General features: G+C 59.0%; 20 protein-coding genes. 15 read left to right on the top strand and 5 right to left on the bottom strand.

Features of this window, described 5'->3' with window-relative positions:
- Positions 1–121: 121 nt before the first annotated feature.
- From EOI86_RS18145 to EOI86_RS18130, 4 genes are all read left to right on the top strand, one after another.
- The gene (locus tag EOI86_RS18145) at positions 122–2,512 is read left to right on the top strand and encodes a transketolase (RefSeq protein WP_240035727.1); all 2,391 of its coding nucleotides are present in this window, start codon (positions 122–124) and stop codon (positions 2,510–2,512) included.
- Positions 2,513–2,618: 106 nt separating this feature from the next.
- Complete coding sequence (locus EOI86_RS18140) at positions 2,619–3,125, top strand: PAS domain-containing protein (protein ID WP_161973889.1); 507 nt, start codon at positions 2,619–2,621, stop codon at positions 3,123–3,125.
- Between the two features lie 74 nt (positions 3,126–3,199).
- Complete coding sequence (locus EOI86_RS18135) at positions 3,200–3,754, top strand: PAS domain-containing protein (protein ID WP_127766905.1); 555 nt, start codon at positions 3,200–3,202, stop codon at positions 3,752–3,754.
- 106 nt (positions 3,755–3,860) lie between these two features.
- Entirely contained in the window at positions 3,861–4,439 is a 579-nt protein-coding gene (locus tag EOI86_RS18130; RefSeq protein WP_127766903.1) for a PAS domain-containing protein, read from the top strand.
- A 308-nt stretch (positions 4,440–4,747) separates the two neighbouring features.
- Here EOI86_RS18130 and EOI86_RS18125 read toward each other — a convergent pair whose 3' ends face one another.
- A complete protein-coding gene (locus EOI86_RS18125) occupies positions 4,748–5,398 on the bottom strand; it encodes a LysE family translocator (protein ID WP_161973888.1) in 651 nt (216 codons plus the stop codon).
- A gap of 273 nt (positions 5,399–5,671) precedes the next feature.
- Here EOI86_RS18125 and EOI86_RS18120 point away from each other — a divergent pair, with 273 nt between their 5' ends.
- Positions 5,672–6,880 (top strand): type III PLP-dependent enzyme domain-containing protein, encoded by a 1,209-nt coding sequence (locus EOI86_RS18120; protein WP_127766899.1) that lies wholly within the window; start codon positions 5,672–5,674, stop codon positions 6,878–6,880.
- Between the two features lie 2 nt (positions 6,881–6,882).
- Positions 6,883–7,752 carry a polyamine aminopropyltransferase gene (gene speE, locus EOI86_RS18115; RefSeq protein WP_240035726.1) on the top strand — a complete coding sequence of 290 codons (870 nt, stop codon included), beginning with the start codon at positions 6,883–6,885 and terminating at the stop codon, positions 7,750–7,752.
- 27 nt (positions 7,753–7,779) lie between these two features.
- Here speE and EOI86_RS18110 read toward each other — a convergent pair whose 3' ends face one another.
- Both EOI86_RS18110 and EOI86_RS18105 read right to left on the bottom strand, forming a co-directional pair.
- Positions 7,780–8,226: a GNAT family N-acetyltransferase gene (locus tag EOI86_RS18110; RefSeq protein ID WP_127766897.1), complete on the bottom strand. Its 447-nt coding sequence runs from the start codon at positions 8,224–8,226 to the stop codon at positions 7,780–7,782.
- 11 nt (positions 8,227–8,237) lie between these two features.
- Positions 8,238–9,260 carry a polyprenyl synthetase family protein gene (locus EOI86_RS18105; protein ID WP_127766895.1) on the bottom strand — a complete coding sequence of 341 codons (1,023 nt, stop codon included), beginning with the start codon at positions 9,258–9,260 and terminating at the stop codon, positions 8,238–8,240.
- Positions 9,261–9,530: 270 nt separating this feature from the next.
- On the opposite strand from EOI86_RS18105, the gene EOI86_RS18100 reads away from it, so the two are divergent.
- The 3 genes from EOI86_RS18100 to EOI86_RS18090 all read left to right on the top strand — a co-directional run bounded on the left by EOI86_RS18100 (position 9,531) and on the right by EOI86_RS18090 (position 11,755).
- The gene (locus EOI86_RS18100; RefSeq protein WP_127767588.1) at positions 9,531–9,740 is read left to right on the top strand and encodes a putative signal transducing protein; all 210 of its coding nucleotides are present in this window, start codon (positions 9,531–9,533) and stop codon (positions 9,738–9,740) included.
- Positions 9,741–9,762: 22 nt separating this feature from the next.
- The gene (locus EOI86_RS18095; protein WP_240035725.1) at positions 9,763–10,500 is read left to right on the top strand and encodes a tRNA1(Val) (adenine(37)-N6)-methyltransferase; all 738 of its coding nucleotides are present in this window, start codon (positions 9,763–9,765) and stop codon (positions 10,498–10,500) included.
- Between the two features lie 118 nt (positions 10,501–10,618).
- Positions 10,619–11,755 (top strand): hypothetical protein, encoded by a 1,137-nt coding sequence (locus tag EOI86_RS18090; RefSeq protein ID WP_127766891.1) that lies wholly within the window; start codon positions 10,619–10,621, stop codon positions 11,753–11,755.
- A 289-nt stretch (positions 11,756–12,044) separates the two neighbouring features.
- Here EOI86_RS18090 and EOI86_RS18085 read toward each other — a convergent pair whose 3' ends face one another.
- Complete coding sequence (locus EOI86_RS18085) at positions 12,045–12,275, bottom strand: hypothetical protein (RefSeq protein ID WP_127766889.1); 231 nt, start codon at positions 12,273–12,275, stop codon at positions 12,045–12,047.
- 153 nt (positions 12,276–12,428) lie between these two features.
- Here EOI86_RS18085 and gcvA point away from each other — a divergent pair, with 153 nt between their 5' ends.
- From gcvA to EOI86_RS18065, 4 genes are read left to right on the top strand one after another with little or no spacing between them, the layout of a single operon-like run.
- A complete protein-coding gene (gcvA, locus tag EOI86_RS18080) occupies positions 12,429–13,328 on the top strand; it encodes a transcriptional regulator GcvA (protein ID WP_127766887.1) in 900 nt (299 codons plus the stop codon).
- Positions 13,329–13,381: 53 nt separating this feature from the next.
- Complete coding sequence (locus EOI86_RS18075) at positions 13,382–14,338, top strand: S49 family peptidase (protein WP_127766885.1); 957 nt, start codon at positions 13,382–13,384, stop codon at positions 14,336–14,338.
- Positions 14,339–14,390: 52 nt separating this feature from the next.
- Positions 14,391–14,663, top strand: coding sequence for a hypothetical protein (locus tag EOI86_RS18070; protein ID WP_127766883.1), 273 nt, complete (start codon positions 14,391–14,393; stop codon positions 14,661–14,663).
- Between the two features lie 21 nt (positions 14,664–14,684).
- Positions 14,685–15,290, top strand: coding sequence for a dimethylsulfonioproprionate lyase family protein (locus EOI86_RS18065; RefSeq protein ID WP_205032252.1), 606 nt, complete (start codon positions 14,685–14,687; stop codon positions 15,288–15,290).
- On the opposite strand, the gene hemB is transcribed toward EOI86_RS18065, so the two are convergent.
- Complete coding sequence (gene hemB / locus EOI86_RS18060; RefSeq protein WP_240035724.1) at positions 15,287–16,258, bottom strand: porphobilinogen synthase; 972 nt, start codon at positions 16,256–16,258, stop codon at positions 15,287–15,289. The two genes, EOI86_RS18065 and hemB, sit on opposite strands and share 4 nt — an antisense overlap.
- A gap of 356 nt (positions 16,259–16,614) precedes the next feature.
- On the opposite strand from hemB, the gene EOI86_RS18055 reads away from it, so the two are divergent.
- Entirely contained in the window at positions 16,615–17,448 is an 834-nt protein-coding gene (locus EOI86_RS18055) for a glycine--tRNA ligase subunit alpha (RefSeq protein ID WP_127767586.1), read from the top strand.
- Complete coding sequence (glyS, locus tag EOI86_RS18050; RefSeq protein ID WP_127766879.1) at positions 17,448–19,553, top strand: glycine--tRNA ligase subunit beta; 2,106 nt, start codon at positions 17,448–17,450, stop codon at positions 19,551–19,553. The genes EOI86_RS18055 and glyS overlap by 1 nt, the downstream gene beginning before the upstream one ends.
- Positions 19,554–19,590 lie beyond the last annotated feature (37 nt).

Genomic DNA, 19,590 nt, shown 5'->3' with positions numbered 1-19,590 from the left:
GTGCGGGCATGACTGTTATTCCATCCCCAAGGGGGAAAACCCCGCGGGAAGGCTATATTAAGGCCTGACCGAACGGGGTGGCCCGGTTCGGATAAATAGAATGGTTCGATGGGAAGAAACGATGGCGGCTGACGGTTCCATGATTGACGCGGGCTCTGGCCCGGCACCCAGCTATTCGGCAGACGATATACGGGTTCTCGAGGAACTTGAGCGGCGCGTTCGGTGGCTGAGCACATGGACGATCCACAACGCGAACCATCTGCGGGACAATCCGGACGGGGTGAAGGTCGGCGGGCATCAGTCTTCCTGTGCCTCGATCAACACGATCCTGACCGCGCTTTATTTCCATGTGATGAATGAACACGACCGGATCGCCGTGAAACCGCATGGCAGTCCTGTGATGCACGCGATTCAATATCTGCTCGGTAATCAAAGCCGGGAGAAGCTGGAAGCCTTCCGCGGTTTCGGCGGGGCGCAGTCCTACCCGTCCCGCACCAAAGACAATGACACAGTCGATTTTTCTACCGGCTCAGTCGGTCTGGGCGCGGCCGTGACCAATTTCGCCGCCCTGACCCAGGACTATTTGCGCATGAAGGGGATCACGCCGCAGGATCATGATCCGGGCCGGATGATTGCCATTGTCGGCGATGCCGAACTGGACGAAGGCAATGTCTACGAATGCCTGATGGACACCTGGAAGCACGATATCCGGAACTGCTGGTGGGTGATCGATTACAACCGGCAGAGCCTGGACGGCGTGGTGAACGAACATCTGTTCCGCGTCATCGGGCGCATGTTCCGGTCCGTCGGCTGGAATGTCATCACCGTCAAATACGGGCGGCTTCAGATGGACGCCTTCAAGAAGCCGGGCGGGCGATTGTTGAAGAAGTTCATCAACGAATGCCCGAACGATGTCTATTCGGCGCTGGCGTTCCAGGGCGGTCCGGCCTGGCGCCGGCAGATCCTGGAAGATACCCGCGCCGACGAACCGGATATCGGCGAACTGCACGATCTGTTGAACAGTTATTCCGACGACGAGTTGCACGCGGTCATGTCCAATCTGGGCGGGCACAGCATGGAAGCGGTGCTGCACGCCTTCGACCAGGTGAAGGACGACCGGCCGACCTGTTTCATTTTCTATACGATCAAGGGCTACGGCCTGCCGCTGATGGGCCATAAGGACAATCATGCCGGCCTGATGACGCCGGAACAAATGGACGCTTTCCGCAAGGCGCAAAATGTCCGCGAAGGCCATGAATGGGACAAGTTCGAAGGCATCAAGGTGCCGGAAGCGGAATTGGCCTCACAGATGGCGAAGGCGCCTTATGCAAAGCGCAAGACGTACCGCCTGGCCGATCAGCGCGTTCCGATCCCCGAGGCGCTTACCCAATCGCGGCAGGAACGTACCTCGACCCAGGAAGCCTTCGGCCGCATCCTGAACGAAATCGCACGCGCGGGCGGCATGCTGGCGGACCGGATCGTTACGACCTCACCGGATGTAACGGTTTCCACGAATCTCGGGCCTTGGGTGAACCAACGCGGTTTGTTCGGACGCTATGAAAAAGAGGACACTTTCCGCGAACGTAAGGTGCCGTCTGCCCAGAAATGGACCCGCTCGCCGAAAGGCCAGCATATCGAACTCGGCATCGCCGAAAACGATCTGTTCTTGAACCTGGCGGCGCTGGGGTTGTCGGAAAGCCTGTTCGGCGGACGTTTGCTGCCGATCGGCACGCTCTATGATCCATTCATTTCCCGAGGCCTCGATGCGCTGAATTACGCCTGCTACATGGGCGCGCGTTTCATGCTTGTAGCGACGCCGAGCGGCGTGACATTGGCGCCGGAAGGTGGGGCGCACCAATCCATTTCAACGCCGCTGATCGGCATGGGGCAGCCCGGGTTGCTGGGATACGAACCTTCCTTCGCCGACGAACTGGCGGAGATCATGCGCTACGGCTTCAATTACATGCAGGACGAAGACGGCGGGGCGATCTACCTTCGTCTCTCGACCCGGCCGATAGATCAGCCAAAGCGTGAGTTGGACGACGAGACCAAGCGCCAAATAACGCTTGGCGGATACTGGTTGAAGAAACCGGACCCTGATGCATCGCTCGCTATCGTCTATACCGGCGCTGTCGCACCGCAGGCGATTTCCGCGCACGAAGCCCTGGCGGACCGATTCCCGGGGGCAGGCCTGTTGGCCGTCACTTCCGCCGCCCGCCTTTACAACGATTGGCAGCGCGTTGAACGCGCCCGGCTGAAAGGGACCGATGGCGGTGAGATGGCGCATATCGAAGACCTGTTGGAACCACTCGCCGAGAAAGCGCGCTTCTGTACCGTGATTGACGGACATCCGGCGTCGCTGGCCTGGATGGGATCGGTTCGAGGCCATTCCGTGGCGCCGCTGGGTGTCGACAATTTCGGCCAAACCGGCACGCCGAGAGACCTGTACGATCATTTTGCCATCGATGCCAAAAGCATCGAGGCCGCCGCATTGAGGGTTCCCAAACACTGACCCATATGATGGCTGAAAAGCGCTGTACGTCCCAGAGCGAACATGTCCATATGCGCCGATGTCAGATACAGTAAACGACCAGTTCCGAGAGGAACAACTAAGTGAAATGCTGCGCATAGCGTTCCGGCACTGGAACGAAGTTCGCGGTGACCGCGTCATGCCGGAGCGGCGTGAAATAGATCCGTTGGAATTGCGCCGCACATTGACGCGCACCTGGCTCTATGAGCGCGAGGACGACATGACCTATCGCTGCCGTTTGGCAGGTGAGGAAATCAACAGCGCTTACGGCCGACCGATACAAAGTCGGTTGGCGCGCGATGTGATTGGGCCGAAGTTCGATGCGGTCGTGAGGCTTCGTTGGGATTATGCCCTGGACCGGGGCGCAGTTTATCACGGGTTTTCCAAAAGCTCCGCGGTGGGCCCGACCATCGAGCGCTTGTGCGTTCCCTTGGCTGACAGTGACGGCACGCCGCGGTTCGTATTCGGCGTGTCGCAATATTTCGACTCAGCAGCGCCTAAACTTGATCAGAACTCATTTAACTTCATATCCTTGGATGTGAACTTTTATGAGATTCCGACGTTTCAGCGGCTTTTCGAAGATGTGCCCGCCTGACCTATTTGCGCGGTCGTGGGCGGTGAGCGGTAATTAGGTGCTTCGGCACACAACAAATATGGAATACTGCAATAATGCCAACAGATGGCACAGAGCGGTTCGAGGCATATTTCGGCAGCGAGATTCTGCGTATTGTTTTTCGCCATTGGAACGAGGCGCGCGGTGACCGTGTGATGCCATCGCGCAATGACATCGATCCCTATCGCTTGGGGCGAGCATTGTCGAATGTCTGGCTTTACGAACGTGGCCCGGACGATGAGTTTTCATGCCGACTGTCGGGTGAGTTGATCAACCGCGCGCACAGTCAGTCGATTATGAAACGTCCCGCGCGCGAAATCCTCGGACCTGACTATGATTATCCGATCCGCCAACGCATGAATTTCGTTCTCGACACACCGGCCGTCCTTTTCGCCAGTACGGCCGCTCCGGCGGATGATCGGACTGTAACGCGGATCAGTCTGCCGCTCAGCGATCCGGCCGGCCGGCCGACCTTCACCTTCGGGGCTTCGGAATATCTCGATCCGGACCGGTATATTGATCGTGACGCGGTACTTGTCGGCCGCGCCGACACTGTTGTGGTGTTCAGTTTGCCGGACTTCCAGCGCATTGCTTCCGATAAAGCGCCGTAGACCGTGAGCGTGGCGCCGGGGCGCGGGACACCGGCCGGCAAGCGAGGGTAACATGGCCCTATCTGTATGCTTCTAAGATAATCACGGATTGTGGGTAATTTTATTTATGTCGAAATTTGAAACGGATGTATTTCCGGAGCATTTGCTGAGTGACAGATTCAAGTCTGTGTTCCGCCACTGGAATGACATCCGCGGCGATCGGCAGATGCCGGCACGCTCGGACATTGATCCAATGGAAATTCGCTCGGCTTTGCCATGCATATGGATATACGAACGGGCGGATGACGGCGTATTCCGGTGCCGTTTGGCGGGGGAGGAAATAAACACCGCCAATGGCCGATCGATCCAGGGCCTCACGGCCCGGGAAATTATCGGTCCGAAATTCGACCAGATCCTGAGTAAGCGCTGGGCCTACATTCTGGATACGCCGGCAATTTTTCACGGGAACACGACAAACTCGCCGGCGCGGCGCGTTGTCGAGCGTATGTGTCTGCCCCTTTCAGATGCAGAGGGAAACCCAAGATTCAACATGGGGGTGACCGATTACTACGACGTGGTTCCAATGGCGCGCGAAAGCGAGATAATCATGGAGCTTCCGCTGCACGTTGCTTTCTACACAATTCCGGACCTTCAGCGGATTTATCCTAAAGGCCTGGAAGAGGACTATCCGAGACTCGGACGATAAGGCGCCGGCAATCGCCTGGCCAACCGCCTATAGAGCCGTGCAGGTGTCTGACTTTAAGAGCGCGGTGCGGACGCCGAGTTTTACGGTCGGCCCTCTAGGGATTTTGAGCGGCTCAATTCCGATGGCACACGACAAACCGGTGAGGGGCGGCCGAATCCGGCCACCCCAATCGCGTCGTTAGTCTGATCCGTCCTCATGCGGCCTTGCGTTTCTTTGCCGGTCTGCCTTTGCCGTGGGGCGTGCCGTGCGCGCTCATGCACCAATGTCCGAAGTTTTACGATTGCCTTAAATTGCGGGAAAGAGTCCGTTTAGCGTCTCAACGCATCATAGGCGACTGCCAGAGCCATCCCGGAAAAAACCACGCCGAAACCCGCCGTGATGCGCCGTCGACCATCATTGAATTTTCGGATCGCAAAAGGCGTCGAAAACACGAAAGCCGTCGTCGAGTGAAAGCACACGGCCAATAGGCCGCATAGTGCCACGACACCGATCAGATAGGCATCGGTCGCTGCCCGTGGAACGAAAGCGGTCAGGATAGACCCGAAGAACAAGGCGGCTTTCGGATTGGTCAGGCTGACGGATAGGCCGGTAATGAAGGCGCCCTTCAAAACAGTATGACCTGGCGATGTCTTCTTGCCAGGCAAGAGGCTGCAATCGTCCTCGGCCGCAGCCCGCAAAGCCTTCATACCAAGCCAGAAAAGATAGCCCGCGCCCAACAGGCGTAAGGCAAAGGCGACATCGGGAAATACGTCAAACAAAACGGTGACGCCGGCAAGTGCTAGGCCCGCCCATATGACGGTTCCCAGTGCCAGGCCCAGCCCTGTTGCGAGGCCGGCAGGCCGGCCTGCGGAGACGGCAGCGCTGATCACGGCAATCATGTTCGGCCCGGGCGTTATCCAGGCGGCGAAGTTCACCGCAACGATTGCCGCAACCGATATCAGTATGTCCGATAAAGCCATTTTCCTGCCGTCCATAAGGCCCTGCGTTTTCGCACAATCGAGCCGGATTTGAAGGCCATGCAATAATTGCATGGCGGCCTTGATGACGGGTCATAAAAATTTCTGAATTTAACACTGGACATGTAAGGCGTTTGGCCCGATATGGGCGCTGCAACGGATGAGAGCCAACGTGGGCTTGCGACTGCGGGTAGAGCCGCGGGTGAGTTCGGTTGAGCGCGCAGAGGCTCGATTCCCCGGTTGACCGACAACGGTCTTAATTGGGAGGGTCGAACAATGCGCGAAACCCATCGCGACGTATACTCTTTTGTCTCTGCGTTTTCTCCGGAAGCGCCTGTTCACGTCGTCTATCCAGAAGTTTTGGCGGACACTGCCCGCACGGCCGTCGCGGATTTTCCGGGTGATGTCCTGTATGCGGTAAAATGCAACGACAACCCGCTTGTCCTGCGCGCCCTGTATGCGGGTGGTGTCCGCCATTTCGATACGGCGTCCATTGCCGAGATCGAACTAATCCGCGGTATGTTCCCGGATGCGGAATGCCATTTCATGCACCCGGTCAAGCCGGTGCACGCGATCGAAGCCGCATACCGCGTCCACGGCGTGAAGGCTTTCGCGCTCGATCATATCGATGAACTTGAAAAGATCGTTGCCGCAGTCGGCGCGAACAACACCGCGGACACGACCCTTGTCGTGCGCGTGGAAATGCCGCGCGGCCAGGCCGCGATGGATCTGACCGGCAAGTTCGGCGCCCCGATCGAAGAAGCCGCGGAACTTCTGGGCGAAGTGCATCGCCGCGGTTTCCAGACCGGGCTGACTTTCCATGTCGGTTCATACTGCACCAATCCGCTGGCGTTCCGGCAGGCTCTGGAGATCTGCCGCCGTGTTCAGGCGTTGGCGAATGTGCCCTTGGATGTCCTCGACGTCGGCGGTGGTTTCCCAGCGATCTATACCGGCTCCGAAGGCAACTTCCGGTCCTATGTCGATGAAATTGCGCGCGCGGTCGATGATTTGGCCTTCGAAGGCGAGGTCGCGCTGCGGTGCGAACCGGGCCGCGGCCTGGTCGGTGTCGGCCAGTCGATGCTGGTCCGTGTCGACCTTCGCCGCCGGCACGACCTGTTCGTGAATGACGGCGTGTTCGGCGGCCTGTCGGAACTGAAATATCTTGGACCGGTTTTCCCGATTCAGACACTGCGTCCGGATGGTTTCGGTGAAACGGAAACCATCGATGGCGACGAGGCCGGGTTCCAGATCTTCGGTCCGACCTGTGACAGTGTCGATTCCTGCCCCGGTCCGTTCTATATTCCGAACGATGTGAAGACCGGCGATTGGCTGGAGATCGGCAAGATGGGCGCCTATTCAAACGCTTATCGCACCCATTTCAACGGCTTCCATTCCGACTTGTATGTCGAAGTGGCGGGCTATCCGTTCTGGGCCGAAGCGACGGTCATTCCGATGAAATCCAAGAAGGTGAGCGAGGCTGCTTGACGATGACCATGACTGGTACCAGGACCGTTTCCGAAACTCTCTACGATGGATACGCGCAGCAATTCGGTGCGACCGCCGTCGTGGCTGAGGAAAAGACGGCTTTCCAGGACCTGTTGATTTTCGACAGCGTCATGCATGGCCGGGTTCTGGTGTTGGACGGCATCATCCAACTGACCGAGTTGGACGAGTTCACTTACTCCGAGATGCTTGCGCAGCCGGCGATCTTTGCTCTCGACGGAATCGAACACGCGATGATCGTCGGTGGTGGCGATGGCGCGGTGGCGGAAGAAATCCTGAAACATTCCGGTGTGAAGTCGGTCGACCTCGTCGATATCGACGGGCGCGTCATCGAATTGTCGAAGCAGCATTTGCCAAAGGTGCATAACGGTGTCTTCGACGATCCGCGCCTGAACGTGCATGCGGTGGATGCGTTTGATTTTCTGGCCGCGCCGGAAGCGAAAGGCCGCTATGACCTGATCATCGCGGACCGTCCCGATCCCGTCGGCCCGGCCGAAATTCTGTTCGGCGAGACATTCTATGGCCGGCTGAAAGACGCGATGACGGACCGCGGAGTCGCGGTCTTCCAAACAGGCGTCCCGATCTATCAGCCGCAGGAATTTACCGATACGCTGACGTTGCTGGGCGGGTTGTTCCCGAATATCGGCACTTATTTGACGGTCACCCCCACCTATATCGGCGGGCAGATGGCGTTGACCTGGGCTAGCAAGGCGACGGATTTGGAGGCGGCGGCCGGTGTAGAAGATCTTTCGCGGCGGTTTGCCGATGCAAAGGTGCGGACCAAGTATTACAGCCCGTCGGTCCATATGGCCGCCTTTGCCCTTCCGCCCTTCATGGAAGACTTGATCCCCTAAATACGGCGGCAGTCATTGGGGCGCCCGCTATTGATTTCCGCTTTTGTACATTACGATGCGGTCGGACCTGCTGAATCCCAGTTTCTCGTAGAAGGCGATAAGCCCCTGGTCGGATTCCGCTTCGGGCGTCACGACCAGCAGAATTTCCGACGCTCCGCACGTCTCCGACCAATCGATCGCGGTTTGGAAAAGGCGTTTCGCCAGACCTTTGCCACGATGCTCCGGCAAAACGTAAAGGTCCTCGATCTCGGACGCCCATCCGAACTCGATGCCGAGCGTCAAGCTGGCGGACGAAAAACCGACAATATTGCCGTCGTGTTCCACCACCCAGATGGCCGCGCGTTCGTCCAACACCATGGCGCCCAGATTCTTCCGGATGCGGTCAACGGAAACGTCGATCGCGTCTTCGGCATAGAAGCGGGCGTAAAGGTTGGCGAGGGTCGGAACGTCCTGCGCGGTGGCGCGGCGTATCATAGCGTGTCGAATCAGTAGGCGCGTTCGACGCAGAAATCGACAACTTCCAGCATGGCGGCCTTCATGTCGCCGTCCGGGAAGATGCCCAATGAATCCTTGGCGATCGCCGCGTAATGGCGGGCGCGTTCCACCGTGTCGTTCAAGGAGCGGTGCTTGGTCATCAGCCCGATGGCGGTTTCGATATCGTCTTCGGTTTGGTCCAGGCGCTCGATCGTCCGGCGCCAGAAATCGCGTTCTTCCTCGCTGCCGCGGCGCCAGGCCAGGATGACCGGCAGTGTGACCTTCCCTTCGCGGAAGTCGTCGCCCACGGTCTTGCCCAATTGCGCTTGCTTGGCGGAATAATCCAGGACGTCGTCGATCAGCTGGAAAGCGATGCCCAGATTCATCCCGAAGGATTCCAGCGCTTCTTCCTGGATGTTCGGCCGGTCCGCAACGACCGCACCGACCCGGCTTGCCGCGGCGAACAGCGTCGCGGTCTTGGACCGGATAACTTCCAGATAGGCTTCCTCGGAGGCCTGTGGATCATTCGCGGTCATCAATTGAAGAACTTCGCCTTCGGCGATGATGGCGGATGCGTCGGACAGAATTTTCAAAACCTGCAACGACCCGTCGGCCACCATCAACTGGAAGGCGCGGGAAAACAGGAAATCCCCAACAAGGACCGAGGCCTGGTTGCCCCAGACCGCATTGGCGCTTTCTTGGCCGCGGCGCAGCTCGGATTCGTCGACGACATCGTCATGCAACAGGGTCGCGGTGTGAATGAATTCGACACAGGCCGACAAGCCGATATGGCGCGTGCCGGTGTAACCGCAAAGGTTTGCCGAAGCCAGGGTCAGCATCGGGCGTAAGCGCTTGCCGCCGGCGGCGATCAGGTGACTCGCAAGTTGCGGGATTAGGGCGACCGGGCTCTGCATGTTGGTCAGGATATGTTGATTGACCCTTTGCAGATCTTCACCGACAAGGCGTTGCAAGGCGTCGATGGACGGCTTTTGGCCGCCTTCGCGATCCTTGTTGATGTCAACGACGATCCCCATGTCCCCTCCTGCCGACCGTATCGGCCGGCAAATTCAATCGCGGTCCCGTCCAATGGGCCCAACTGCCGTTCGGCCGCTTTACAGCCGATACTCCGCAACATAGACAGGGGGCGAGGCTGGTCAAGGCGCACTTGGCGTCAGTTTATTGAATATAGGCGGTTTTTCGGCCGATTCACGGTATCCTGATGAGGCTTTGCCACGATAAATAGACCGTCCGTCGCTGGACGGCGAAAGCGTACCATTTCAAGCCCGGGAGCATAGCAGGTGGGGATGCGCGAACTGTTGCGGACGACGGACCCGGTCAGGCTCTCCTTCCTGACAGCCTTGTTGCGCGACGCCGATATCGAAATCTTGATGATGGATGTCTATGTCAGCGCGATCGAAGGGTCGATCGGCGCTTTCCCCAAACGTCTGATGGTCGATGGAGAGGACTACGACCGCGCGGTTCGGATACTCGACGAAGCGAGGGAAAATTGGTGAGTCGGCTATGGGAAACGGGAAAGTGGACCTTACTGACGACAGTTTGCTGAACGGGTCGGTACGTCTGCGTCAGAAGCGCGACGGATACAGGGTCGCCATCGATTCTGTTCTGCTGGCCGCCGCGGTCCCACTCGCCCGGCCGAGCGGCCGGGTGCTCGATCTTGGAACCGGAACCGGCGCGGCGCTGCTGTGTTACCTGCACCGTGTACGCGACGCATCCGGTCTGGGGGTTGAGATTGACGTCGATGCTGCCGCGATTGCCCGGACCAATGCGGAATTGAACGGTTTCGCCGACCGAATGACGGTCAGTGAGGCGGATATTCGGAATTTAGCCGCTTTACCGGGCGAAATGCCGCCCTTCGACCAGGTTTTCACCAATCCGCCGTATATGGAGGCGCTGTCCGCGGACAAATCCCCCATCGCCGACAAGGCGCGGTCGAATGTCGAAAGCGCGGCAACGATTGCCGAGTGGATTGGGGCGGGTTTGGCACTGCTGCGTCATAAGGGGGGCTTCACGGTCATTCACCGGGCGGACCGGCTGGATGCGATTTTGGCGGCGCTTCACGGCAAGGCGGGCGATGTCGAGATCATTCCCCTCTGGCCGCGCGCCGGGGTTGCCGCGAAGCGCGTCATCGTGCGGGCGCGCAAGGGTGTGCGGGGTGGTGCGACCTTGTTGCCGGGCTTGGTTTTGCACGGCAATGGGCAGGCCTATACCGCGCAGGCTGACGCGGTTCTGCAGCGCGGAGAATCTTTCCCTTAAGCCGCATTTCGTGCTATACGACCCCTTCCAAAGTCCGTGTACCCTCCAGAAGGAATGTGGAACGGTCTTTGCATGCCGAAAACGGCATGGCTGATAGAGAGCCAGAAAGGCTAAGGAAATGGTTGAATCCGTTTCGCGTAACCAAAATAACGTCGTCCTCGCCGCGTCCCTGAGCCGATTGCGGAGTCCGACCGGATTCTCGCAGATTGGTCGGAACGAGCAGACCCTTATCCCAGGATTTTCCTCGTCGACGGCCGATTTTCTGTTCCAACCGATTGCCAATGTGATCGACCAGCAAAATATTCTGCTGGAACAGAGGATCTTTGACCGTCTGAAGGAAGAGCCGGAACGCGTTGACGCTCGATCGGTTCAAAACCGACTGAGATTCCGCGATCGCCCTGAAAACGAGTTCCTGCGCCGATCGCCTGACAAGGTCCTGCGGGATTTGCAGGCGCGGTTCGGGATCAGTTCCGATGGACCGCGCACGCCTTTCGAGAGCGTTTCCAACCGGCCTAAATTGAACGAGACATTTGCGACCGAAACCGCGGGTTTAACGCTGGACAATAAATTGACCCAGCTCTTGAGCAGTCGTGTCGCCATTGCCGGCGATGCGAGCTTGAATATCAGCGATCTGGTCATCAGCGACTCTGCGACAGCACCCGACAAAGTATTGGTCCGGCTTAGCGGCAGTGTCCGGACCGGTGAGGACAACGATTTGGTGGATCCGACCGGTCGTCTTTTCCTGAACGGGTCTGAACTGGCCGGTGGGCAGGTCCATGAATTGACCTTGGCGGAATTCCAAAGCCTGCAATACGAGGCTGATGAGTTCGAAAACCTGGACTATCTAAGCGTCGTGGGCGTGGATACCGCTAGCGGGACCCGCGGCGAACTTGTCACGACCGCCATCACCACCTCCAGCACAGGCGTCGAACGGTTTATCCGCGACGGGTTGGAGCGGTATGAATTCATTGCCAATACCGAAGCAAATGTCGCGATCCCGCGGGTTTCGGTGGAATTGGGCGGAACGTTCATCAATGGGGACGCCCTGTCGGATATCAATGCCGGGCTGATCCAGATAACGGTCAATCAGGTCGGCAATACCGACAATACGGGAACGAACTTGCTGCAACAGTCCAGCGGCAACAGCTTGGATGTTTCGTTCGGCAGTTCGCCGCCCGTCGATGGCGTGGTCGTGAATGTAAAGCTTCTGGACCCGACGATCGAGATTACCGACATCAAAGTCACCTTGGGCTAAGGCCGAACCGTACGGAACTGAGCCTCGGGGTTGCAAACTTTCGACGCGGTTACCGAGACGCTTTCGCAGCTTCTCCCGGTGCAAAATATCGACAAATTGAAACGGCCGGCGCAGATGGGAAATCCCATTCCGCTGCCGGCCGTTTAATCGTCATGTGCACTGTAACATAAGCTTATTGAAATAAGATAATTTCAAGAACCGGCGACAGGGTAATAAAATTTCAAAACACCCAAACCGATTAGCTGACATTACAATACGCTAGGCTGTCGTCACGCTGCTTAATCTGTCCTTAGGACGCAGCTGCGATCGGGCCGGCGTTGCCGGTCTGGACCGTCGGCTTCGCAGTCGAGGCGAACAGGGAACGAACGGCTTTCCAGCGCGCGTTCCACGCCTGGCGGTTCCGCTCCTGCATTTCCGCTTCCCGGCGAAGTTCACGGTAATACTGGGCCTGACGCTCGTCATCGACACGGGTGTCGGCCAGGGTTGCAACCATCATGTAGTCCAAAGCAAAGGTCTTCATTTCAAATCTCCTTAACCGCTATAGTGTCTGTCGAGCCAGTGTCCGTCGGGACGCTTTCTACGCTCAATGTGTTAACGATTAGTTGCGCCTTGCGAAGAAAAATTTCCAGTCAAGAATTCTTGCAAATATGTAAGTTTACCTTACATTAAACTCATGCATCCCAAACTACCTTCGTTGACTGCCATACGCGCCTTCGAGACGACGGCCAGACACCTGAGCGTCAGCCAGGCTGCGGCCGAGCTGAATGTCACTCATGCGGCCGTGAGCCAGCAAATCCGAGCGCTGGAAGAGTGGCTCGGGGTTAAGCTGATGAAACGGGTTGGGCGATCGATTGCCTTAACGGAAAGCGGCGCGATGTATGCCGCCGGACTGTTGAATGCTTTCGAGGGAATTCTGGACGCCACCAAACAGGTGAAGGCCTATAATGATACGGGGCCGGTCAATGTGACGACGACACCGACATTTGCCTCTCGCTGGATGGTGCCGCGCCTGAACCGGTTCCGAGCGGAATATCCCGATGTCGCGGTGCGCATTTCGCCTGAGACGGAACTCGTCGACTTGGCGCGGGAAGATGTCGATATGGGCGTACGCTATGGGTCGGGCGAATGGCCGGGCCTTGTGGCGGAACGGATAATCGGCGGCACGCTCGCCCCGGTCTGTTCGCCCGCCTATCTTGCCAAGGCGCCGCCCTTGGAGAAACCAAGCGATCTTTTGAAACACAATCTGATCGATGACAGCGGACCGGACGAATGGAGCGAATGGCTGCGCATCATGGGCGTTCCCGACGTCCATTTGGACAGCCGTTCCTTTTTCACGATCAAACATCTCGGCCATCAGGCCGCCGTCGAAGGCCAAGGCGTTTTCATGGGCGTGGTTTCGCTGATGGAATCGGACCTGAAGGCCGGGCGTCTCGTTCTGCCCTTGGGGCCGGGCGATGAAGTGCCGCTGGACTACTATTTGGTGACCCGCGAGGACGTTCCTCTGCGCACGCCGGCCCAGCAATTCCGGGAATGGATTCTGGAGGAGGCTTGCCGTCCGCCTGAAGAAGATTAAAACCGTCGGTTGGACTATCAGCCTGAATTTTCGAAAAGACATATGGGGACGGTATGACTGAGAAGGACCAAACCGGCGGGAAATCGGCCGGCGGGACGCAGGGAAAACCCGGAAAACCGTATCCGTTCGTCCGGAAGATCCCATTCATTGGCCAGCGGCTTGCCGACCGGATGGAGGCGGGGCCGGTCATCCCGGTGATACGCCTGACGGGCGTTGTCGGCGATGCCGGGCGTTTCCGCCAAAGCGGACTAACCCTGGCTGATCTAGCGGAACCGATCGACAAGGCCTTCGAAAACGACAAGGCAGTCGCCGTCGCCATCATTGTGAATTCGCCTGGCGGATCGCCAGTGCAATCCGATCTTATCGCCAAGCGCATACGCCTGCTGGCGGCGCAAAAAGATCGCAAGGTTATCGCGTTCCTCGAGGATGCCGCGGCGTCCGGCGGCTATTGGCTGGCCTGCGCGGCTGATGAAATCTATGCGGCGGATGCATCCGTCGTCGGGTCCATCGGCGTGATTTCGGCGGGCTTCGGGTTCCCGGCACTCTTGGAGAAAGCCGGGATCGAGCGCCGCGTTTATACCGCGGGCGAAGCAAAGGCGCAGTTGGACCCTTTCCAGCCGGAAAACCAGGATGACATCAAACGCCTGAAGGCTCTGCAGAAAAATATCCACGAACAGTTCACCGGTTGGGTCAAGGAGCGCCGGGGCGACCGTTTGAAAGCACCTGAGAAGAAACTATTCAGTGGTGAGTTCTGGACCGGTCAGCAGGCGCTGGAGCTTGGCTTGGTGGATGGTTTGGGCGAAATCCGCACCATCTGCCGCGGCAAGTTCGGCGAGAATGTGAAGCTGCCGATAATGACTCCGCGCAAGGGCTGGGTCCAACGCATGGTTGGGCTGCGGGGCGATTCCGGTTTCGGCGGCAGTATCGGTGCCGATCTTGCCTCTGCCCTGCCGGATGCTCTCGTGAACGCCGCCGATCGCCGTTTCTGGTGGTCGCGTTTGGGATTGTAGGCGAGGGTGCCGGGCAATTGACCTGCCCGGAACCGCCGCGTAGGGATTGATCATGTTAGGATTGTCGCTCGGAAAACTTCTGGTCCTCGTCGCGGTCATCGTGATCGTCTGGCAGGGGTTCAAACTCTACGCGCGGACGCAGCGGGTTCAGGACGGCGACCGCCGCCCGGGCGAGCGCACGATGGGCGAGCGCCTGCGCAAATCCATGCGCGAAAAGACGGGCCGCACCGACCCTTCTGTTGAAGATACCGAAAAATGCCCCGTCTGCGGGGCCTATGTTCCGGTCGGCGGCTCGGATTGCGGCCGCAAGGACTGCCCTTATTGATCCACAAAGCCAGGTGAGGGCGTGACGAAGACCGACCTCGACGCAAAATTGCATCGTTTCTTGGGTAGCCTGTTCGCCGCTGTTGAACCGGCACTGGACGGGCCGGGACTCGAACGCGTCTTCGTTGAGGCACGGGCCGCCAGCGAGCATTTGCCGGTCGCGGAAAGTGCGGAAGGACGCCAAATTGCCGTCTGTTCCTGGCTTCAGCCGGCCTTGGACGCTCAAATGCCCAGCGATACGCTCAACGAAGTCACGAACGGGTTGAAGGCCTTGGCGCCGCACCTTTCCTGGTTCACCAGGCCCGATGCGACGGGCACGGGCAGCCCGAATTTTCCCGACGGCCACGGCAATGCGATTATCGTCGGCCCCGACGGCTTGGCCGTCAGTTCGGAATTGTGGATTGGTGTTTCACTGTTGGCGCCGGGTGTGCGTTACCCGGACCACACCCATCCGCCGGAAGAATTGTATCTGGTCTTGTCGCCGGGTGACTTTCGAAACGCTGAAACGCAGTGGCGGGCGCCGGGTGTTGGCGGCTTGTTCCACAACCCACCCGGCATCGTCCATGCGATGCGGTCGGGGGACGACCCGCTGCTGGCTGTCTGGATGCTCGTTCCCGCCGCGGACTAGGCTTTTTGCGATAGCTCCGCGAACTTTGGCGCAAAATATGTAATGATAAGGTCCGCACCCGCGCGCTTGAACGCGGTCAGACTTTCCAACATCACCGCATCTTCGTCCAGCGCCCCGGCCTGGCCGGCAAATTTGATCATCGAATACTCGCCGCTGACTTGATAAACGCAAAGCGGCAAAAGGGTTTCACGGCGAATATCGGCCAATATGTCCAGATAGGGCATGCCCGGCTTCACCATCAGGATATCCGCGCCTTCCGCCTCATCCTCAATAGATTCCAGCAGACCTTCACGCCGATTGCCCGGCTGCATCTGATAGGTCTTGCGGTCGCCTTTCAGCGTCGTGCCCGCGGCTTCCCGGAAGGGTCCATAGAAGGCTGATGCAAATTTCGTGGAATAGGCCATGATCGGGGTGTTGGTGAAGCCTTCGCCGTCCAATGCGTCGCGCAGGGTTGCGATGGTGCCGTCCATCATGCCGCTCGGCGCAATGATATCGACGCCGGCGCGCGCCGCGACCAAAGTCTGTTCGATAAGGTTGTCCAGCGTTGCGTCATTGTCGACGTCACCGTCGTGGATGACGCCGCAATGGCCGTGGTCGGTAAACTCGCAGAAGCAGACATCGGCGATGACAAGGATATCCGGCGCGGCGTCCTTGGCGGTTCGGACCATGCGGCCGACCAAACCTTCGTCTTTCATCGAATCCGACCCGGTCGCATCCTTGTGCCGGGAAACGCCGAACAGAAGGATCGCGCGGATGCCGAGATCGGCGATACGCTGGACTTCCGCCGTCAGACCGGATTCGGGAATCCGGAAAACGCCGGGCATGCTCTCAATCGGTGCAGGCGCGTCCAGCTCCTCCTCGACGAAGATCGGGTAGATCAGGTCGTCCAGGGTCACTTGGGTTTCGTTCATCAGCGCGCGGAGGGCCGGTGTACGGCGCAGGCGGCGCAACCTTTTGGTCGGAAACATTGCTTTGTCCTCATTTCCGGGGCTCATATCCCGCCCTCGGTCCCGGGTCGTGGTTTCTTAACCTACTCGGTCAGCCCTGGCAAAACCGTCTTGCCGCGCCCGGTTAGGGTGCCTGGCTACAGCGATCGGCGTGGCGAAAGCGGACCCTTGCGGCACCAACGAAAGTCTCAAGGCACGCCAAGGGCACGCGCGCGTTGATTCCCGCCCCACCCGCCGTTATGTTGCGCCGCACTTAGCCGGTTGGAACGCCTTCAATTCAAGGGGCAGTCAAATCAAGGGGCAGTCAATGCCCCTATCAACCGGCCGGGGGTGGGTTTGGTCAACACAGGCGCAATGTCGTGAGTACTTTCCAGGATATGATCCTTGCCCTGCACCGATACTGGTCGGCGCAGGGATGCGTGATCCTGCAGCCCTATGACATGGAAGTCGGGGCCGGGACCTTTCATTGGGCGACGACCTTGCGCAGCCTTGGCCCGGAACCGTGGAAGGCGGCCTATGTCCAGCCGTCGCGGCGGCCGACGGATGGGCGTTATGGGGAAAATCCGAACCGTCTACAGCATTATTATCAGTATCAGGTCATCTTGAAGCCCTCGCCGGAGGACAGCCAGGAGCTCTACCTGGGCAGTCTGCGCGAAATCGGCATCGACCCTGCGAATCATGACATTCGATTCGTCGAGGACGATTGGGAAAGCCCGACTTTGGGCGCCTGGGGCCTGGGCTGGGAAGTCTGGTGCGACGGGATGGAAGTCAGCCAGTTCACCTATTTTCAGCAGGTCGGCGGCTTTGACTGTAATCCTGTCTCCACTGAACTGACCTATGGGTTGGAACGTTTGGCGATGTACGTCCAGGGCGTGGAAAACGTCTACGATCTGCAATTCAGCGCCGATATGACCTATGGCGAAGTCTACCATCAATCCGAGGTCGAATATTCCAAACACAATTTCGAATTGGCGGACACGTCGATGATCCTGCGCCATTTCGAGGATGCTGAGAAGGAATGCGGTGCCTTGATCGACGGCGGTGTGGCGTTGCCGGCCTATGACCAATGTCTGAAGGCGAGCCATCTGTTCAATCTTCTGGATGCCCGCGGGGTGATTTCGGTGACCGAACGGCAGGCCTATATCGGACGCGTCCGAACGCTGGCCAAAGCTTGCGCGGAAGCGTTCCTGAAAAGCAGGGGGCACCTCTGATGGCCGAACTGCTTGTTGAAATCTTCTCTGAGGAAATCCCGGCGCGCATGCAGGTGCGGGCGTCGAAAGACCTGGAAAAGCTGATTGCCGACGGCTTGAAGGCCGCCAATTTGGAATTTTCCGAGATCGCCTCCTATTCCACGCCGCGCCGCCTGACGGTTGTTGTCGACGGCCTGCCGTTAAGCCAGCCGGACCTGTCGGAAGAGCGAAAGGGCCCGAAGGTCGGTGCGCCGGACAAGGCTGTGGAAGGCTTCCTGAAAAGCGTCGGCCTCTCCTCGATCGACGAATGCGAACAGCGCGATACGCCGAAAGGTGCGGTGTATTTTGCGGTGATTGAGCGCAAGGGACGTCCCTCGGCGCAAGTTCTGTCGGAAATCGTCCGCGACGCCGTGCGTCAGCTTCCCTGGCCGAAAAGCATGCGTTTCGCCGATTCGACCTTCCGATGGGTGCGTCCGCTGCATTCGATCCTGGCCCTGTTCGACGGGACGGTCCTGGCTGGCGAGATTGACCTCAATCCGGGCAAGCGCGTGTTCGGCAACGAGACCCATGGTCACCGTTTCCTCGGTCCGGGTGTTTTCGCCGTTGAGAATTTCGCGGATTACCGCGCCAAACTGCGCGAGCGGTATGTCATCCTGGAACATGATGAGCGCAAGGCGATCATCCTGAAGCAGCTTGAGGAGCGGGCCGCCGCCGAGGGCCTGGTCCTGAAGCCGGATCCGGCCCTGTTGGACGAGGTTTCCGGGCTGGTCGAATGGCCGGTTGTCCTGATCGGCAAGATCGACGAGGCCTTTATGGAAGTTCCGCCGGAGGTTCTGACTACCTCTATGCGGACCCATCAGAAGTATTTTGCGCTGGAAACCGTCGATGGCCTGATGGCGCCGCGTTTCGCGGTGGTCGCGAACATGGTGGCGGGCGACGGTGGCAAGGCCATCGTGGATGGGAACGAGCGTGTCCTGCGCGCACGATTGTCCGACGCCAAGTTCTTCTGGGACCAGGACCGTTCGACACCGTTGGAAGAGCGGCTCGACGACCTCGCCAAGATTATTTTCCACGCCAAACTCGGCAGTGTCGCGGAACGGGTCGACCGGATCGCGGCCTTGGCCGATGCCTTGGCGGAACACGTTCCCGGTGGCGACAGCACCTTGGCGCGCCGCGCGGCGCAACTGGCCAAGGCGGACCTCGTGACCGAAATGGTCGGCGAATTCCCGGAGCTGCAGGGTATCATGGGGCGCTATTATGCGCTCGACCAGGATGAAGAAGACCTGGTGGCGAATGCCATCGCGGAACACTATTCGCCGGCCGGCCCGGCGGACGATTGCCCGACCGCGCCGACCTCGGTCGCCGTCTCCTTGGCGGAAAAGATCGATACCTTGGCCGGCTTCTGGCTGATCGACGAAAAACCGACAGGATCGAAGGACCCGTTCGCGCTGCGCCGGGCCGCCCTGGGGGTGATCCGGCTCATCTTGGAAAACGGGCTGCGCCTGCCGCTTGGGCATGTCTTCGCGGAACAGTTCGGCCTATACGCGGAACAGAAGCTGGTCGATGTCCCGGTGGAAAAGGCGACCGATACGGCGCTGGATTTGCTGGCCTTCCTTGCCGACCGCTTGAAAGTGCATTTGCGTGAGGAAGGGGTCGGCCACGATCTGATCACGGCGCTCTTCTCGCTTGGTGATGAAGACGATCTGGTTCGTTTGGTTGCCCGGGTAGAGGCATTGAAAACCTTCCTCGACTCCGAGGATGGATCGAACCTGCTGACGGCCTATCGCCGTGCCGCGAATATCTTGCGGATCGAAGAGAAGAAAGACGGAACCTCCTTTGATGGGGAGCCGGACGACGCCATCTTCGAACTTGCTGAGGAAAAGGCCCTGGCCTCTGCGCTGGGCGATGCGGCGGAAGATGCGAACGCGGCCCGCGAGGCGGAAGATTTCGCCGGCGCGATGGCGGCGCTTGCCGGTTTGCGTAGTCCCGTGGATGCCTTCTTCGAGAAGGTGACGGTAAACGCGGACAATGACGCCTTGCGCGTCAACAGGTTGAAACTTTTGTCCCGCATCCGGGCTACGATGGGGCTGGTTGCGGATTTTGGACAAATTGAGGGTGACAAATAGGTCCTGCCGAAATCGGCGGGCGTGGCGTGGATCGGGA

Origin of the sequence: Hwanghaeella grinnelliae (assembly GCF_004005845.1) — a bacterium.
Taxonomy (GTDB): domain Bacteria; phylum Pseudomonadota; class Alphaproteobacteria; order UBA8366; family Aestuariispiraceae; genus Hwanghaeella; species Hwanghaeella grinnelliae.
The sequence above is the reverse complement of the archived record's forward strand: the minus strand, read 5'-3'. Positions and strand labels throughout refer to the sequence as shown.

Bases quoted from the DNA above. Each gene is read 5' to 3' on its own strand.
- EOI86_RS18145 (WP_240035727.1), top strand. From the start codon at position 122: ATGGCGGCTGACGGTTCCATGATTGACGCGGGCTCTGGCCCGGCACCC.
- EOI86_RS18140 (WP_161973889.1), top strand. From the start codon at position 2,619: ATGCTGCGCATAGCGTTCCGGCACTGGAACGAAGTTCGCGGTGACCGC.
- EOI86_RS18135 (WP_127766905.1), top strand. From the start codon at position 3,200: ATGCCAACAGATGGCACAGAGCGGTTCGAGGCATATTTCGGCAGCGAG.
- EOI86_RS18130 (WP_127766903.1), top strand. From the start codon at position 3,861: ATGTCGAAATTTGAAACGGATGTATTTCCGGAGCATTTGCTGAGTGAC.
- EOI86_RS18125 (WP_161973888.1), bottom strand. From the start codon at position 5,398: ATGGCTTTATCGGACATACTGATATCGGTTGCGGCAATCGTTGCGGTG.
- EOI86_RS18120 (WP_127766899.1), top strand. From the start codon at position 5,672: ATGCGCGAAACCCATCGCGACGTATACTCTTTTGTCTCTGCGTTTTCT.
- speE (WP_240035726.1), top strand. From the start codon at position 6,883: ATGACCATGACTGGTACCAGGACCGTTTCCGAAACTCTCTACGATGGA.
- EOI86_RS18110 (WP_127766897.1), bottom strand. From the start codon at position 8,226: ATGATACGCCGCGCCACCGCGCAGGACGTTCCGACCCTCGCCAACCTT.
- EOI86_RS18105 (WP_127766895.1), bottom strand. From the start codon at position 9,260: ATGGGGATCGTCGTTGACATCAACAAGGATCGCGAAGGCGGCCAAAAG.
- EOI86_RS18100 (WP_127767588.1), top strand. From the start codon at position 9,531: ATGCGCGAACTGTTGCGGACGACGGACCCGGTCAGGCTCTCCTTCCTG.
- EOI86_RS18090 (WP_127766891.1), top strand. From the start codon at position 10,619: ATGGTTGAATCCGTTTCGCGTAACCAAAATAACGTCGTCCTCGCCGCG.
- EOI86_RS18085 (WP_127766889.1), bottom strand. From the start codon at position 12,275: ATGAAGACCTTTGCTTTGGACTACATGATGGTTGCAACCCTGGCCGAC.
- gcvA (WP_127766887.1), top strand. From the start codon at position 12,429: ATGCATCCCAAACTACCTTCGTTGACTGCCATACGCGCCTTCGAGACG.
- EOI86_RS18075 (WP_127766885.1), top strand. From the start codon at position 13,382: ATGACTGAGAAGGACCAAACCGGCGGGAAATCGGCCGGCGGGACGCAG.
- EOI86_RS18070 (WP_127766883.1), top strand. From the start codon at position 14,391: ATGTTAGGATTGTCGCTCGGAAAACTTCTGGTCCTCGTCGCGGTCATC.
- hemB (WP_240035724.1), bottom strand. From the start codon at position 16,258: ATGTTTCCGACCAAAAGGTTGCGCCGCCTGCGCCGTACACCGGCCCTC.
- EOI86_RS18055 (WP_127767586.1), top strand. From the start codon at position 16,615: ATGATCCTTGCCCTGCACCGATACTGGTCGGCGCAGGGATGCGTGATC.
- glyS (WP_127766879.1), top strand. From the start codon at position 17,448: ATGGCCGAACTGCTTGTTGAAATCTTCTCTGAGGAAATCCCGGCGCGC.